This window comes from Microvirga rosea (assembly GCF_020595095.1).
GTDB classification, from domain to species: domain Bacteria; phylum Pseudomonadota; class Alphaproteobacteria; order Rhizobiales; family Beijerinckiaceae; genus Microvirga; species Microvirga rosea.
Genome location: NZ_JAJDOP010000001.1, coordinates 74,566 through 89,063 on the forward strand (window position 1 = coordinate 74,566; position 14,498 = coordinate 89,063).

Consider the following 14,498-nt stretch of genomic DNA (forward strand, 5'->3'; position numbering starts at 1 on the left):
CGTTGGAAAGGGTTTGAGGTTCCTTCGCGGCATTAAGCCGCGAAAGCCTCGTCGAGGAAAGCCTGCAATTGTGCCAAGTGCTTGGACATGAGGCCGGTGGCGGTCGCGGCGGAAGCGGCGCGTCCGACGTAGCGGGGACGGTCGACCTTGGAACCTGCGGTCTTGAGGACCCACTCGAGGTAAGGTTCGACGAAGGTCCATGAACCCATGTTTTTGGGCTCTTCCTGGCACCAGACCACATCGGCCTTCTTGAAGCGGGCGAGTTCCGCCGCCAACGATTTGGCCGGGAACGGATAAAGCTGCTCGACACGCATCAGATACACGTCGTCGATACCACGCTTCTCCCGCTCTTCGAAGAGGTCATAATAGACCTTGCCGGTGCAGACCACGACGCGGCGGATCTTGTCGTCCTTGACGAGCTTGATCCCGTCGGAGGCGCGCTGCGCATCGTCCGCAAGAACCCGGTGGAAGGATGTTCCCTCCGCAATCGCGTCGAGCGATGAAACCGCACGCTTGTGCCGAAGCAGGGATTTCGGCGTCATCAGGATCAGCGGCTTGCGGAATTCGCGCTTCAGCTGGCGGCGCAGAATATGGAAGTAGTTGGAGGGGGTGGAGCAATAGGCGACTTGCATGTTGTCTTCGGCGCACATCTGGAGCCAACGCTCCAAGCGGGCGGAAGAGTGCTCCGGGCCCTGACCTTCGTAGCCGTGAGGCAGGAGGCAGACGAGACCGGACATGCGCAGCCATTTGCGCTCGCCCGAAGAGATGAACTGATCGAACACCACCTGCGCGCCGTTGGCGAAGTCGCCGAACTGTGCTTCCCAGAGGGTCAGAGCGTTCGGCTCGGACAGCGTGTAGCCATACTCGAACCCGAGAACAGCTTCCTCGGAGAGCATCGAGTTGATGACTTCGTACCGGGCCTGGCTCTCGCTGATGTGGTTGAGGGGGGTGTAACGCTCCTCGTTCTCCTGATCGACGAGCACGGAATGGCGCTGGGAGAAGGTGCCGCGTTCCACGTCCTGTCCTGACAGGCGGACCCGGTGGTTCTCCAGCAGGAGCGATCCGAACGCCAAGGCTTCGCCCATGGCCCAGTCGATGCCCTGCCCCGTCTCCATCATCTTCTTGCGGTTGTCGAGGAAGCGCTGGATCGTGCGATGGACCTGGAAACCTTCCGGCACCTTCGTGAGTGCGCTGGCGATTTCCTTCAGGGTTTCAACCGGAACACCGGTCTGACCGCGGCGGGGATCGTCCTGATCCTCGCGGACGGCCTTGAGGCCCGCCCAACGTCCGTCGAGCCAATCGGCTTTGTTCGGCTTATAGTTCTGGGCGATGTCGAACTCCGCCTCCAGCTTGGAGCGCCAGGTGTTCTTCATCTCGTCGATGTCGGCTTCGGTCACGGTGCCTTCAGCCAGAAGCTTCTTGGAATAGAGTTCCAGAATGCCCGGATGCGACCGGATCTTGCGGTACATCAGGGGCTGGGTGAAGGAGGGCTCGTCGCCTTCGTTGTGGCCGAAGCGGCGATAGCAGAACATGTCGATGACGACAGGCTTCTGGAATTTCTGCCGGTACTCGGTCGCAACCTTCGCGGCGAAAACCACGGCCTCCGGATCGTCGCCATTCACATGGAAGATCGGCGCTTCCACCATCTTGGCCACGTCCGACGGGTACGGCGAAGAGCGGGAGAAACGTGGATCGGTCGTGAAACCGATCTGGTTGTTGATGATGAAATGGATGGAGCCGCCGGTGCGATGGCCACGAAGGCCTGACAATCCGAGGCATTCCGCCACCACGCCCTGCCCGGCGAAAGCCGCGTCGCCATGGATCAGCAGCGGCATGACAGCGGTGCGGTTTTCAGGAGTGCAGCCGTGCTGGTCCTGCTTGGCGCGCACTTTGCCCAGGACAACCGGGTCGACGATCTCGAGATGCGACGGATTGGCGGTCAGGGACAGGTGGACGTTGTTGCCGTCGAAGGAACGATCGGAGGACGCTCCCAGGTGGTACTTCACGTCACCCGAGCCTTCCACGTCGTCGGGGGCGAAAGACCCCCCCTTGAACTCGTGGAACAGGGCCCGGTGGGGCTTGCCCATGACCTGGGTGAGCACGTTCAGGCGACCGCGATGGGCCATGCCGAACACGATTTCCTGCGTGCCGAGATTGCCGCCACGCTTGATGATCTGCTCCAGCGCCGGGATCAGCGACTCGCCGCCGTCGAGGCCAAAGCGTTTGGTGCCGGTGTACTTCAGGTCGAGGAACTTCTCGAAACCCTCAGCTTCGACGAGCTTGTTCAGGATGGCGCGCTTGCCTTCCCGGGTAAAAGTGATCTCTTTGTCCGGACCTTCGATGCGCTCCTGGATCCAGGCCTTTTCCGCCGGATCAGAGATGTGCATGAATTCGACGCCGAGGGTTTGGCAGTAGGTACGCTCCAGGATCGCGACGATTTCGCGGATCGTTGCGAATTCGAGCCCGAGCACATTGTCGAGGAAGATCTTGCGGTCCCAGTCGGCGTCCGTGAAGCCGTAGTGCGAGGGATGCAACTCCTGATCGTTCGGGCGCGGGTTGATCCCAAGGGGATCCAGGTTGGCGTGCAGGTGCCCGCGCACACGGTAGGCACGGATCAACATGATGGCGCGAACGGAGTCGCGTGTCGCCTGGAGCACTTGCTCCTGGCTCATCTCGCCGCCCTTCGCTTCCGCTTTCGCCTTGATCTTGTCGCCGACCGCTTTCTCGACCTGGGCCCAATTGCCGTCGAGAGCGGAAATCAGTTCGCCATTTGCGGCAAGCGGCCAGTTCGGCTTTTTCCAGGATGCGCCGCGCGCATTCTGAACGACGGCCTGCTTGTCGTCCTTCAAGGCTCCGAAGAACGCTTGCCACTCCGGATCGACCGATGCCGGATCGTTTTGGAAACGAGCATAAAGCTCTTCAATGTAGGGCGCATTGGCGCCGTAGAGAAAAGCGGTGTTGAGGAAAGTTTCGTTAGCGTCCTGGCGGGACATGATGGTTATTCCTTAAGCAACAGAGGATCGGCGGTCCTCGGAGCGGCGCCGGTAGAAACCTGTCATCACAGGCATCCAAGTGGCGCCGCCATCCCATGAATTTGCGATGGCGAGCTCGTATTCGTGAGCATTGCGGATAGCGAAGGTGTGACGCGCGAGGGCTCGAGGCGAACGCCGCAGGACCGTAAGCGTGTCTCCGTCCCAGGTCCCGCCAGCCGGCTCGGCAGGCGGAAACCCGAGATTGTCGAACCAAAAGAGCCTATACTCGTCGCGATCTGCATCGAACGTGAACAGGCCTTTCGCCCGGAAGGTTTCCTGCCCTTGTCGTTCTTGGCGATACTCCTGTTCCAGGACAAAGCCATCGAGCACCGCACGAGCCTCGACATGACCGACCGCAGTTCCGCCCTTCATCCAGGGGGTCTCCAAGAGCACTTCCTCACCGATCCAGAGCCCTGCCAGGGCTTGGAGGCGGAGATTTTCTGCTCCCGGTTGTCGCGTCATGTTCGTTCTCTTCGCCTCAGCGACCCTTCAGCACGTCGACAAGGGTCTTGCCGAGACGCGCAGGAGACGGAGAAACGCGGATGCCTGCAGCTTCCATGGCTGCGATCTTGTCTTCAGCGCCGCCTTTTCCGCCCGAAATGATGGCGCCCGCATGGCCCATGCGACGGCCGGGAGGAGCCGTGCGCCCCGCAATGAACCCGACCATCGGTTTCTTGCGGCCCTTTTTGGCTTCGCGCGCGATGAACTCTGCCGCCTCTTCCTCGGCCGAGCCGCCGATCTCGCCGATCATGACGATCGACTCGGTCTTCGGGTCGGAAAGGAACATGTCGAGGATTTCGATGAACTCGGTGCCTTTCACCGGATCGCCGCCGATCCCGACCGCCGTGGTCTGGCCGAGGCCTTCATTGGTGGTCTGGAACACGGCCTCATAGGTGAGCGTGCCGGAGCGGGACACGATACCGACGGAACCCGGCTTGAAGATGTTGGCGGGCATGATGCCGATCTTCGACTCGCCAGCGGTCACGATACCGGGGCAATTGGGCCCGATGAGACGCGACTTGGAGCCTTCGAGAGCACGCTTCACGCGCACCATGTCGAGCACCGGGATACCCTCGGTGATGCAAACGATCAGCGGGATCTCCGCGTCGATCGCCTCGCAGATCGCGTCCGCCGCGCCCGGGGGCGGCACATAGACAACCGACGCTTCGGCGCCGGTCTTCTCGCGCGCTTCCATGACCGTGTCGAACACGGGCAGGTTCAGGTGCGTGGATCCGCCTTTGCCGGGCGAGGTGCCGCCCACCATCTTGGTGCCGTAGGCGATGGCCTGCTCGGAATGGAAGGTCCCGTTCTTGCCGGTGAAGCCCTGGCAGATGACCTTGGTGTTCTTGTCGATGAGGATGGACATCAGCGCGTAACCTTACTTCCCGCCGCGCACGGCGTTCACGATTTTCTGGGCGGCATCGTCCAAGTCATCCGCCGGGATGACGTTGAGGCCGGACCCGCGAATGATCTGCTTGCCTTCCTCGACATTGGTCCCTTCGAGACGCACCACCAGCGGAACCTGCAGGCCAACCGCCTTTACGGCGGCAAGAACGCCGCGAGCGATGACGTCGCATTTCATGATGCCGCCGAAGATGTTGACGAGAATGCCCTTCACGTTCGGGTCGGCGGTGATGATCTTGAACGCGGCCGTGACCTTCTCTTCCGAGGCGCCGCCGCCCACATCGAGGAAGTTCGCCGGCTCTTCGCCGTAGAGCTTGATGATGTCCAGCGTCGCCATGGCAAGACCCGCGCCGTTCACCATGCAGCCGATGGTGCCGTCGAGGGCGATATAGGCAAGATCGTACTTGGACGCTTCGATCTCCTTCTCGTCCTCTTCCGTGAGGTCGCGGAGTTCCAGCACTTCCGGGTGGCGATAGAGAGCATTCGAATCGAAGGAAATCTTCGCGTCGAGGCACTTGAGGTGACCGTCCTTCGTGACGATCAGCGGATTGATCTCAAGCATCGACATGTCCTTCGCGACAAACCCCGCGTAGAGCTTTGTCACGAGGTCCGCGGCTTCCTTCGCGAGGGAGCCGGTCAAGCCGAGCGCCTTGGCGACCTTGCGGCCGTGAAAGGCCTGGACGCCTGTCGCCGGATCCACCGAGAAGGTGAGGATCTTCTCGGGCGTGTCATGAGCGACCTGTTCGATATCCATGCCGCCTTCCGTCGAGACGACGAAAGCCACACGTCCCGTGGCCCGATCGACCAGCATGGACAGATAGAACTCGGTTTCGATATCCGAGCCGTCCTCGATATAGAGGCGATTGACCTGCTTGCCGGCTTCGCCCGTCTGCACGGTCACGAGAGTGTTGCCGAGCATCTGCTTGGCGAATTCCTTCACCTCGTCGATGGACTTGGCAAGGCGCACGCCGCCTTTTTCGCCAGCGGCGGCTTCCTTGAATTTGCCCTTGCCGCGTCCACCGGCGTGAATCTGGGATTTCACCACCCAGAGCGGTCCGCCGAGCGCCTTGGCGGCGGCCTCGGCTTCGTCGGCGGAGAAAATGGCCCGGCCGTTGGAAACAGGCAGGCCGAATTCCTTCAGAATGGCTTTGCCTTGGTATTCATGGATATTCATACGATTCTCTCCGCATCATCCCCGGGCCGCGCCCGGGGACGGCATGTCGGTTCAGGTTTAGGCGAGAGCCGGATTGATCTGCTTGCAGGCATCCACCAAGCCCTGCACCGAGGCGACGGACTTCTCGAACATGCCCTTTTCATCGCCCGAGAATTCGACCTCGACGATACGCTCAACGCCGTTGGCCCCGATCACGATCGGAACGCCCACGAACATATCCTTCACGCCATACTGCCCATTCAGGTAGGCGGCGCAGGGCAGAACGCGCTTCTTGTCCTTGAGGTAGCTCTCGGCCATCGCGATCGCCGAGGCGGCCGGAGCATAGAAGGCGGAGCCGGTCTTGAGCAGGTTGACGATTTCACCGCCGCCCTTGCGGGTGCGCTCGACCATGGCGTCAAGCTTGGCCTGCGTCGTCCAGCCCATCTTCACGAGGTCGGGAAGCGGAACGCCGGCGACCGTCGAGTAGCGCACCAGCGGAACCATGTCGTCGCCGTGGCCGCCGAGCACGAAGGCCGTCACGTCCTTGACCGACACGTTGAACTCTTCGGCCAGGAAGTGGCGGAACCGAGCCGAGTCGAGAACGCCGGCCATGCCGACGATCTTCTCGGGCTTGAGGCCCGAGAATTTCTGCAATGCCCAGACCATGGCGTCGAGCGGGTTGGTGATGCAGATCACGAAGGCGTTCGGGGCATACTGCTTGATGCCGTTTCCGACGGCTTCCATGACCTTGAGGTTGATGCCCAGGAGGTCGTCACGGCTCATGCCGGGCTTGCGCGGAACGCCAGCCGTCACGATCACGACGTCGGCTCCTTCGATCGCCGCGTAGTCGTTGGCACCGAGGTACTTTGCGTCGAATCCATCCACAGGGGCCGATTCCGCGATATCGAGGCCTTTACCCTGAGGAACACCTTCTGCGATGTCGAACAGGACGACGTCGCCGAGTTCCTTCAAGCCGACCAGATGGGCGAGAGTGCCGCCGATCTGGCCAGCGCCGATAAGCGCGATCTTGGAGCGGGCCATGAAGAGATCCTTGGATGATAGAGAGGCGCGAGCCTTTTGAGGGTGGCGCTGTTTGACTCAGAAATAAGTCTTCTTCAAGCCAACAAAAGGTTAAACCGTAAGGGTTTGCGCGTTAACGTGCCGGCTAAGTAAATGTTTGGATGACAATATCTCAGTTATTTCAACGGATTGGCGCCTGATCTCGCGACCCGTTTTTCGTGTTACAAAAATTGAAATTTGTAACTGACCCTAGACGATGCTGAAGGATAGGGCCCGTAGGACGACCTTGGTGACGGCGGCCAGACGCTGGTCGAGGATCTCTTGCGGGATGTCGGCGTCCAACCTTACCGTCAGAGGATTGATGAATCGATAAGACGCGTCCGTAATGAGTCCCAGAGCGCGTTCCCGGTCCCGAGGATCGAATTTCCCCGTGGCGATCCCCTCGTCCAAGACCCGTTCCATGAGTTGGCGCATTCTCGTCCGATGCCGGCGGATGAGAGGCCGGGAGGTCTCGGTCGCCGCACAATAGACATCGAAGAGATGCCGATTTTCCTGAAGAAGCTTCCGATGGGTTCGGGCGGAGGCTTGGATCAGCCGTTCGAGTTTGTCGTCGGCCGGATCCGGCGCATCCGCAATATCGGCGATAAGGGTTTCAAGGGACCGCAGCCACTGCCCGGCAACCGCGTCGATGAGCGCGGCCTTCGAGGGGAAGTAGCGATACACGTTGGCGTGGGTCATTCCCGCTGCGTCGGCGATTTCAACCACGGTGATCTGGCGGGGTCCGAAGCGCTTCAGGTGGTCGGCTGCGATGGCGAGAAGGCGCGTATCGGCCGGAGCGGCGATCTCCATCGCGCGCGGGGATCCGCTCCGGGGGCGCCTCATGTCTCGACCAACCCGGTGGTCTGGCCGGAATCGACCGAGTCCGCGCGCCCATGCGGCAAGGACAGATATTCCTCCGAGCGCATTTCAATGAGCCGTGAGACGGTTCTGTCGAACTCGAAAGCCTCGCGCCCCGTGTCGGCCTGATAAAGCTCCGGCGCCTCGGCTTCCGCAGAGGCCAGGAGCTTCACATGGGCATCATAGAGGGCATCGATGAGCAGGATGAAGCGCTTGGCCTCGTTCCGACGCTCGAAGGTCATCCGCGGAATGTCTTCGAGGATCAGCGTGTGGAATTTTTCCGCGATCGCCAAGTAATCGGCCGCTGCGAGGGGCTGAGAGCATAGATCCGCGAATCTGGCTCTGGCCACACCTCCCGCCGCCTCCGGAATTTCGACCGGATGTCCTTTGACGGTCAGCGTGACGGGCGCACCTTTCTCCCGCCCGGAGAGACGCCGGAATGCCTGAGTCAGGGCCGTGTGGGATCCATCGTCGGCCGGCGCATAGAAAACCGGACTGCCGGCCAGCTTTTCCAAGCGAAAATCCGTCCGGGCCTCAAGCTTCAGAACGGTCATCCGCTCCTTGAGAAGCCCGATGAAGGGAAGAAACAGGGTGCGGTTAAGTCCCCCTTCGTAAAGGCGGTCGGGTTCGACATTGGACGTGGCGACCACGACCACCCCTTGTGCGAAAAGGGCCGTGAACAGACGCCCGAGAAGCATTGCGTCGGCGATGTCCGTAACGGCGAACTCGTCGAAACACAGAACCCACGCCTCCTTGGCCAAGTCTGCCGCCACGGGCGCAATCGGGTCGTCCCCCCTCGCCTCCCCCGTTTTCAGTTTCTGGCGGAAGGCATGGATGCGTTCGTGCACATCGGCCATGAAGGCATGGAAATGGACCCGGCGTTTGCGCCGAACCGCAACCGCCTCGAAGAAAAGGTCCATCAGCATCGTCTTGCCGCGTCCGACGGATCCCCAGACATAGAGACCTTTGGGCGGGGCGGGGTTCCGCTTGCCGAACAGCCAGCCGAGGGCGCTGTTCTTGCGCGCCAGCCGAAAGCCGCTCAGCTCCTCGGCCAAAGCGTCGAGGCGCCCGATGAGCTGGATTTGGGCAGGATCGCGCTCGATGGCCCCCGATCGGACGAGAGCATCGTAGCGGCTTGCCATGACTTTATGCGGGGAAGAACGATGGTCGGTCACGCGGGAGCGATATCCTCACGGTTCTTCAGGAGCAAAGATCTTATCGGGATAACGTCAGCGGAGCGCCGGACTTGGCCAGGACACCGCTCAAGCCCCCCGAAGACCCGCGAAGGCGAGCAGCGACGGCCCCACCGGTTTGGTAGAGATAAACCTCCCCATCACGGAAGTCCCAAGCATAAACCTTCGAAAGATCCTGGTTCGGGCACCCCGAGGCGGAGGCACGGTAAAGGTCGAGGGACGGCGAACTGCTCAGCTGAACGCGGCAGGTCCCGCCAGCGACGCTCGCGGTCCAGTTCCCGACCATGGCGGTCCGATTGCCGGGAGCCGGCGCCGGGGTTGCGGCAGGTGCGGGTGCAGAAGTGGGCGGAAGGCCCGCCACGTCCGTCCCCTCCGGGGGAACGCCTCCCGGCATGCCGGACATGGGCGCTCCGGCGACGGGAGGCAAAGGGGAACCTTCAAGCGGGGGCAGCGGCTCGGCCGTCACGGGCCCCGATGGCACAGCCTCGACCGGGGCCGGATTGACAGCGGGCGCTGCCGTGGCGCTGCGGATCGGCGACCCGCCAAGGCGCGCCGACGAACAGGCGCTCAGGGACAATGCGGAGCACAATGCCGCTGTCACAATCCAGAGGGAGCTCTTCATCATCGTCCTCATCATGCTTGGCCGTATCCGACAATGCGTACGGCCTCAGCCCGTTCCAGTCCATTCAAAGCCTTGGTGCCGACAGTATGGCGTCCCTTCTCGCGAAAAAAGGCGCTCTCGGCGCCTTTTTGAGAAAGTGTTGCAACTGCGCGTCACACCGCCCGGGCAATCATCATCTTCTTGACCTCGGCGATGGCCTTGGCGGGATTCAGACCCTTGGGGCAGGTATTGGCGCAGTTCATGATCGTGTGGCAGCGATAGAGTCGGAACGGATCGTGGAGATTGTTGAGACGATCCCCCGTGTTCTCGTCCCGGCTGTCGATCAGCCAGCGATAGGCCTGCAGGAGAGCGGCAGGCCCCAGGAACCGGTCGCCGTTCCACCAATAGCTTGGGCAGGATGTGGTGCAGCAGGCGCACAGGATGCACTCATAGAGCCCGTCGAGCTTCGAGCGCTCCTCGGGGGTCTGTCGCCACTCGGTTTCCGGCTCGGGCGTCTCGGTCTGAAGCCACGGCTCGATGGAAGCATGCTGGGCGAAGAAGCTCGTCAGATCCGGGACCAGGTCCTTCAGCACCGGCATGTGAGGCAGCGGATAGATCTTGATGCTGTCGGACTTGCAATCCTCGATGCCGAGCGTGCAGGCGAGCGTATTCTGCCCCATGATGTTCATGGCGCAGGAACCGCAGATGCCTTCGCGGCAGGATCGACGGAAGGTCAGGGTCGGATCGACCTTGTTCTTGATCCACAGCAGCGCGTCGAGCACCATCGGGCCGCAATCGTCGCGATCGACGTAATAGGTGTCGATCCGCGGATTCGCACCGTCATCCGGATTCCAGCGATAGATACGGAACTCCTGGACCTGGTTCGAATTGGCCGGCTTCGGCCACTGCTTGCCTTCGGTATATTGGGAGTTCTTGGGGAGAGAGAACTGGGCCATGGGCGACTTTCTCACTGATCCTTTCGATCACTCACAGGCGGATCGCATCAACGTCCGACAGGTGCGTGTCATAAACTTCGACCGATTGCGCGCCGGTCAGAAAACCCGTGGCGACAATCTTTGAAACCGTGTTCCGATAGCTGGGCGACGAATCGAGGGCGGCGATCGCCTCATCGCTGTCCCAAAACGTGATGACGAGGCGTTCCGGTCCGTCGCCCGCCATGATCACGCCGCGATACCCGGTTTGGGACTGGAACATGGGCAGGGACGTTTCCCGGGCGAACCGTTCATAGTCCTCGAACCGTCCGGGGATGACCTGAGTACGCCAGATTCGACACTTCATCCGACTTCTTCCGTGCGGGTCAGTACACCCGAGCCTTCGGCTCGATGTACTGGATCTCGTTTGACATGGTGTAGGTGTGGACCGGCCGGTAATCGATCGTCACCTTGTGCGAGGTGTCGTCAAGCCAGCTTAAGGTGTGCTTCATCCAGTCCTTGTCATTCCGATCCGGGAAATCCTCGCGAGCGTGCGCGCCACGGGATTCCGGCCGGTTGGCGGCGCTTTCCATCGTCACCACGGCCTGGCCGATCAGGTTGTCGAACTCGAGGGTCTCGATCAGGTCCGTATTCCAGATCAGCGACCGGTCGGTGACCTTGATGTCGGATGCGCCGTTCCAGACCTTGTGAATAAGCTGCTTGCCTTCTTCCAGCACCTCGCCGGTGCGGAACACCGCACAGTTGTTCTGCATGGTCTTCTGCATCTCGAGGCGCAGTTCGGCGGTGGGTGTCGAGCCGTTGGCGTAACGGAAACGGTCGAGGCGCGAAAGCGCCAGAGCGTCCGCATCCTTCGGCAGATCCGAGTGTTTCTCGTTGGGGGTGAGGATCTCGGCGCAACGCAAGCCCGCCGCGCGACCGAAGACCACGAGATCGATGAGGGAGTTGGAGCCGAGCCGGTTCGCCCCATGGACGGACACGCAGGCGGCTTCGCCCAGCGCCATGAGGCCCGGCACCACCGTGTCCGGGTTGCCGTTCTTCAGGGTGAGCACTTCCCCATGGTAGTTCGTCGGGATGCCGCCCATGTTGTAGTGGACGGTCGGGAGCACCGGGATCGGCTCCTTGGTCACATCGACGCCCGCGAAGATCTTGGCGCTTTCCGAGATGCCCGGCAGGCGCTCGTGCAGGATCTTCGGATCGAGATGATCGAGATGAAGATAGATGTGATCCTTGTTCTTGCCGACACCACGACCGGCGCGGATCTCCATGGTCATCGCACGGGAGACCACGTCGCGGGACGCGAGATCCTTCGCGGACGGGGCATAGCGCTCCATGAAGCGCTCGCCTTCGGAGTTGGTCAGGTACCCGCCCTCGCCGCGCGCACCCTCGGTAATGAGGCAGCCCGCGCCATAGATCCCGGTCGGATGGAACTGAACGAATTCCATGTCCTGTAGCGGAAGGCCCGCCCGGAGGACCATGGCGTTGCCGTCACCCGTGCAGGTATGGGCCGAGGTTGCGGAGAAATAGGCGCGTCCATAGCCGCCCGTGGCCAGGATCGTCATGTGCGCCCGGAACCGGTGGATCTCGCCGGTCGACTGATTCAGAGCCACGACGCCGATGCAGCGCCCCTCATCGTTCATCATCAGATCGAGAGCGAAATACTCGATGAAGAAGTTCGTCTGGTTCCTCACCGCCTGCCCGTAGAGAGTATGGAGGATGGCGTGCCCGGTGCGGTCCGCGGCCGCGCAGGTGCGCTGGGCGGTGCCTTTGCCGTAATTCGTCGTCATGCCGCCGAAGGGGCGCTGGTAGATCTTGCCTTCGTCGGTGCGGGAAAACGGCACGCCCCAGTGCTCGAGCTCGTAAACGGCGGCAGGCGCGTTCCGGCAAAGGTACTCGATGGCGTCCTGGTCGCCGAGCCAGTCCGATCCTTTGACGGTATCGTACATATGCCAGCGCCAGTCGTCCGGCCCCATATTGCCGAGCGAGGCGGAAATACCGCCCTGAGCCGCAACCGTATGGGAACGCGTCGGAAACACCTTGGTGATGCAGGCGGTCCGCAGGCCCGCCTGGGAACAGCCGACGGTCGCGCGAAGACCGGCACCGCCGGCGCCGACGATCACCACGTCGAAGGTATGGTCGACGATCGTGTAGGCGTTGCCGTTGATATTGGCTGCTTGGGCCATGGATGATCTCCTTAAATCAGGATCCGGCCGAGGCTGACCTTCAGGATCGCGTAAAGACATGCGACCGCGATGATCACGGCGTAGAAATTGTTCGCAATCACGGCGATGATCTTCAGACCTTTGTCGTGGACATAGTCTTCGATGACGATCTGCATCCCCAGCCGCATGTGGTTCGTCACCGAGATGACGGCGAGGATCAGGATGATCGCGATCAGCGGATGCGAGATGATGGCGATGGCCTCGTCATAGGTGCTGCCCGCCAGGGCCGCCACGATGATGACGAAGGAAATGATGAGCGGAATGTTCGACACCGCCGTCACGCGATGGATCCACCAATGCTCGACCCCATGCCCGGAGGCGCCGAGGCCCTTCACGCGGGCGAGAGGGGTCCGCATGGAAACGCGGGTGTCAGCCCTGTTATCGGCCATTGGTCCGGTCTCCTCGATTAGAATGCCAGAAAAGCGACGGCCCAGATCAGGACCGTCAGAACGATGGAGCCGATAAGGGTGAAGCGCGCCATGTTGATGCGCACGCCGGGCTCCATGCCATGACCAAAGTCCCACACCAGATGGCGGACGCCGCCGAGCATGTGGTGCATCAGCACCCAGGTATAGCCGAAAAGAACGAGAAGCCCGATGGGGGAGCCGAAGAACCATTGCACGGCATCGAAAGCGCGGGGTCCGGATGCCAAGGCAACGAGCCAGACCGCGAACAGCGCGATGCCGCCATAAAGGGCGACACCGGTAATGCGATGGAAGACGGACATGGCCATGGTCCAGGTCCAGCGATAGATCTGCAGATGCGGGGACAAGGGCCGCGGGGCCACCTTCACCTCAGCCATGCTTTCGCTCCTGATCGACGAAATGTCGGATTAGTTTGGAATGGTTCGTATCTGAAGCGCAGAACCATCGCAATGCATCTTCCCTACGATGGATAACTATTTACACACTTCGTCAGTCGCGAAGTTTGCTTTAAGCTCGCTCTTTGCACAATTTGTCATTATTCTAATCTACCTTCGCGAAACACGAAGGATCCCATGCAATTCGATCTGATCGATCTGAGTCTTTTCCGGCATGTCGTGGAAGCCGGGAGCATCACTCACGGAGCCGAGCGGGCCCATTTGGCCCTGGCGGCGGCAAGCACCCGTATCCGCAACATGGAAAAGTCCCTTGGTGCTCCCTTGCTGCTGCGCAACCGCCAAGGCGTGGTGCCGACGCCCGCCGGCCGGACACTGCTTCAGCATGCCCGTACCCTCCTGGCTCAGGCGGAGCGCCTCCGCGAGGACCTGGGCGTCTACATGGGCGGACTGACCGGGCAGATCCGGATCCTTTCCAACACCAATGCCCTGACGGAGTTCCTGCCGGAGGCGCTGAGCGCCTTTCTGGCCGAGCACCCGCAGGTCTCCATCGACCTGCAAGAGCGCCTCTCGGACGAGATCGTCGGGATGATCGCGGAGGGAGTGGGCGATATCGGAATCGTGGCCGGAACGGTCGACACGGGAAGGCTTGAGACCTTTCCGTTTCGAAGCGACCGCTTTGTGCTGGTCGTGGCCAATGGTCATGTGCTGGCCGGCAGCCGAAATCTCGCATTCGCCGAGGTCCTGGGTTTCGATTTCGTCGGCCTCGATCGCGCCAGCGCCCTTCAACGGTTCCTGGCCGACAAGGCCAGCCGGATCGGGCGGCCCCTGCGTCTGCGGGTTCAGCTGCGCAGCTTCGATGCCGTATGCCGCATGGTCGAGGCCGGTGTCGGCCTCGGCATCGTCCCGGAGACGACAGCCCAACGGGCTGCCCGCACCATGGGAATTGCGATCGTGGCTCTTGACGACCTCTGGGCAGCGCGTGACCTGACCTTGTGCATCCGCGCGATGGACGACCTCGCACCTTCGGCCCGGCAGCTGGCCGAGCATCTCAGAAAGAAGGCGTAGAAAAGGGCGCGGCTGCTCGAAGCCGGTCTTCACGGAGTTTTCAATCTGCCCGCCACAAGGTTCCGTGATAACATTTGGACGATCGTTCGCTTGCGGTGGCGAAGCGGGATCAATGAGAGGAAGAAGGAGGAAATGATGCGT

General features: G+C 61.6%; 14 protein-coding genes. 1 reads left to right on the forward strand and 13 read right to left on the reverse strand.

Annotation, left to right across the window (positions count from 1 at the left end; translation table 11 throughout):
- Positions 1 to 32: 32 nt before the first annotated feature.
- From LJD17_RS00330 to sdhC, 13 genes are all read right to left on the reverse strand, one after another.
- Positions 33 to 2,993, reverse strand: a complete 2,961-nt coding sequence (locus LJD17_RS00330) for a 2-oxoglutarate dehydrogenase E1 component (protein WP_227381784.1) — start codon at positions 2,991 to 2,993, stop codon at positions 33 to 35.
- A gap of 12 nt (positions 2,994 to 3,005) precedes the next feature.
- On the reverse strand, positions 3,006 to 3,494 hold the full coding sequence (locus LJD17_RS00335; protein WP_227381785.1) for a DUF1579 family protein: 489 nt from the start codon (positions 3,492 to 3,494) through the stop codon (positions 3,006 to 3,008).
- Positions 3,495 to 3,510: 16 nt separating this feature from the next.
- Positions 3,511 to 4,398, reverse strand: coding sequence for a succinate--CoA ligase subunit alpha (sucD, locus tag LJD17_RS00340; protein WP_227381786.1), 888 nt, complete (start codon positions 4,396 to 4,398; stop codon positions 3,511 to 3,513).
- Positions 4,399 to 4,410: 12 nt separating this feature from the next.
- Complete coding sequence (sucC, locus tag LJD17_RS00345; protein ID WP_227381787.1) at positions 4,411 to 5,610, reverse strand: ADP-forming succinate--CoA ligase subunit beta; 1,200 nt, start codon at positions 5,608 to 5,610, stop codon at positions 4,411 to 4,413.
- 57 nt (positions 5,611 to 5,667) lie between these two features.
- A complete protein-coding gene (mdh, locus tag LJD17_RS00350) occupies positions 5,668 to 6,630 on the reverse strand; it encodes a malate dehydrogenase (RefSeq protein ID WP_227381789.1) in 963 nt (320 codons plus the stop codon).
- 228 nt (positions 6,631 to 6,858) lie between these two features.
- Positions 6,859 to 7,491 carry a TetR/AcrR family transcriptional regulator gene (locus LJD17_RS00355; RefSeq protein ID WP_227381791.1) on the reverse strand — a complete coding sequence of 211 codons (633 nt, stop codon included), beginning with the start codon at positions 7,489 to 7,491 and terminating at the stop codon, positions 6,859 to 6,861.
- Positions 7,488 to 8,648 carry a cell division protein ZapE gene (gene zapE, locus LJD17_RS00360; RefSeq protein WP_227382881.1) on the reverse strand — a complete coding sequence of 387 codons (1,161 nt, stop codon included), beginning with the start codon at positions 8,646 to 8,648 and terminating at the stop codon, positions 7,488 to 7,490. The genes LJD17_RS00355 and zapE overlap by 4 nt, the downstream gene beginning before the upstream one ends.
- 73 nt (positions 8,649 to 8,721) lie before the next feature.
- Positions 8,722 to 9,324: an AprI/Inh family metalloprotease inhibitor gene (locus LJD17_RS00365; protein ID WP_227381793.1), complete on the reverse strand. Its 603-nt coding sequence runs from the start codon at positions 9,322 to 9,324 to the stop codon at positions 8,722 to 8,724.
- Positions 9,325 to 9,473: 149 nt separating this feature from the next.
- The gene (locus LJD17_RS00370) at positions 9,474 to 10,256 is read right to left on the reverse strand and encodes a succinate dehydrogenase iron-sulfur subunit (RefSeq protein WP_227381796.1); all 783 of its coding nucleotides are present in this window, start codon (positions 10,254 to 10,256) and stop codon (positions 9,474 to 9,476) included.
- Between the two features lie 31 nt (positions 10,257 to 10,287).
- On the reverse strand, positions 10,288 to 10,599 hold the full coding sequence (locus LJD17_RS00375; RefSeq protein ID WP_227381798.1) for an antibiotic biosynthesis monooxygenase family protein: 312 nt from the start codon (positions 10,597 to 10,599) through the stop codon (positions 10,288 to 10,290).
- Between the two features lie 19 nt (positions 10,600 to 10,618).
- Positions 10,619 to 12,433, reverse strand: coding sequence for a succinate dehydrogenase flavoprotein subunit (sdhA, locus tag LJD17_RS00380; protein ID WP_227381800.1), 1,815 nt, complete (start codon positions 12,431 to 12,433; stop codon positions 10,619 to 10,621).
- 11 nt (positions 12,434 to 12,444) lie between these two features.
- Complete coding sequence (sdhD, locus tag LJD17_RS00385) at positions 12,445 to 12,861, reverse strand: succinate dehydrogenase, hydrophobic membrane anchor protein (protein ID WP_227381802.1); 417 nt, start codon at positions 12,859 to 12,861, stop codon at positions 12,445 to 12,447.
- A 17-nt stretch (positions 12,862 to 12,878) separates the two neighbouring features.
- Positions 12,879 to 13,274, reverse strand: coding sequence for a succinate dehydrogenase, cytochrome b556 subunit (gene sdhC, locus LJD17_RS00390; protein WP_227381804.1), 396 nt, complete (start codon positions 13,272 to 13,274; stop codon positions 12,879 to 12,881).
- A 195-nt stretch (positions 13,275 to 13,469) separates the two neighbouring features.
- On the opposite strand from sdhC, the gene LJD17_RS00395 reads away from it, so the two are divergent.
- The gene (locus LJD17_RS00395) at positions 13,470 to 14,357 is read left to right on the forward strand and encodes a LysR family transcriptional regulator (RefSeq protein ID WP_227381806.1); all 888 of its coding nucleotides are present in this window, start codon (positions 13,470 to 13,472) and stop codon (positions 14,355 to 14,357) included.
- Positions 14,358 to 14,498: the final 141 nt, after the last annotated feature.

Coding starts and splice junctions, on each gene's coding strand:
- LJD17_RS00330 (WP_227381784.1), bottom strand. CDS start 2,993: ATGTCCCGCCAGGACGCTAACGAAACTTTCCTCAACACCGCTTTTCTC.
- LJD17_RS00335 (WP_227381785.1), bottom strand. CDS start 3,494: ATGACGCGACAACCGGGAGCAGAAAATCTCCGCCTCCAAGCCCTGGCA.
- sucD (WP_227381786.1), bottom strand. CDS start 4,398: ATGTCCATCCTCATCGACAAGAACACCAAGGTCATCTGCCAGGGCTTC.
- sucC (WP_227381787.1), bottom strand. CDS start 5,610: ATGAATATCCATGAATACCAAGGCAAAGCCATTCTGAAGGAATTCGGC.
- mdh (WP_227381789.1), bottom strand. CDS start 6,630: ATGGCCCGCTCCAAGATCGCGCTTATCGGCGCTGGCCAGATCGGCGGC.
- LJD17_RS00355 (WP_227381791.1), bottom strand. CDS start 7,491: ATGAGGCGCCCCCGGAGCGGATCCCCGCGCGCGATGGAGATCGCCGCT.
- zapE (WP_227382881.1), bottom strand. CDS start 8,648: ATGGCAAGCCGCTACGATGCTCTCGTCCGATCGGGGGCCATCGAGCGC.
- LJD17_RS00365 (WP_227381793.1), bottom strand. CDS start 9,324: ATGATGAAGAGCTCCCTCTGGATTGTGACAGCGGCATTGTGCTCCGCA.
- LJD17_RS00370 (WP_227381796.1), bottom strand. CDS start 10,256: ATGGCCCAGTTCTCTCTCCCCAAGAACTCCCAATATACCGAAGGCAAG.
- LJD17_RS00375 (WP_227381798.1), bottom strand. CDS start 10,599: ATGAAGTGTCGAATCTGGCGTACTCAGGTCATCCCCGGACGGTTCGAG.
- sdhA (WP_227381800.1), bottom strand. CDS start 12,433: ATGGCCCAAGCAGCCAATATCAACGGCAACGCCTACACGATCGTCGAC.
- sdhD (WP_227381802.1), bottom strand. CDS start 12,861: ATGGCCGATAACAGGGCTGACACCCGCGTTTCCATGCGGACCCCTCTC.
- sdhC (WP_227381804.1), bottom strand. CDS start 13,274: ATGGCTGAGGTGAAGGTGGCCCCGCGGCCCTTGTCCCCGCATCTGCAG.
- LJD17_RS00395 (WP_227381806.1), top strand. CDS start 13,470: ATGCAATTCGATCTGATCGATCTGAGTCTTTTCCGGCATGTCGTGGAA.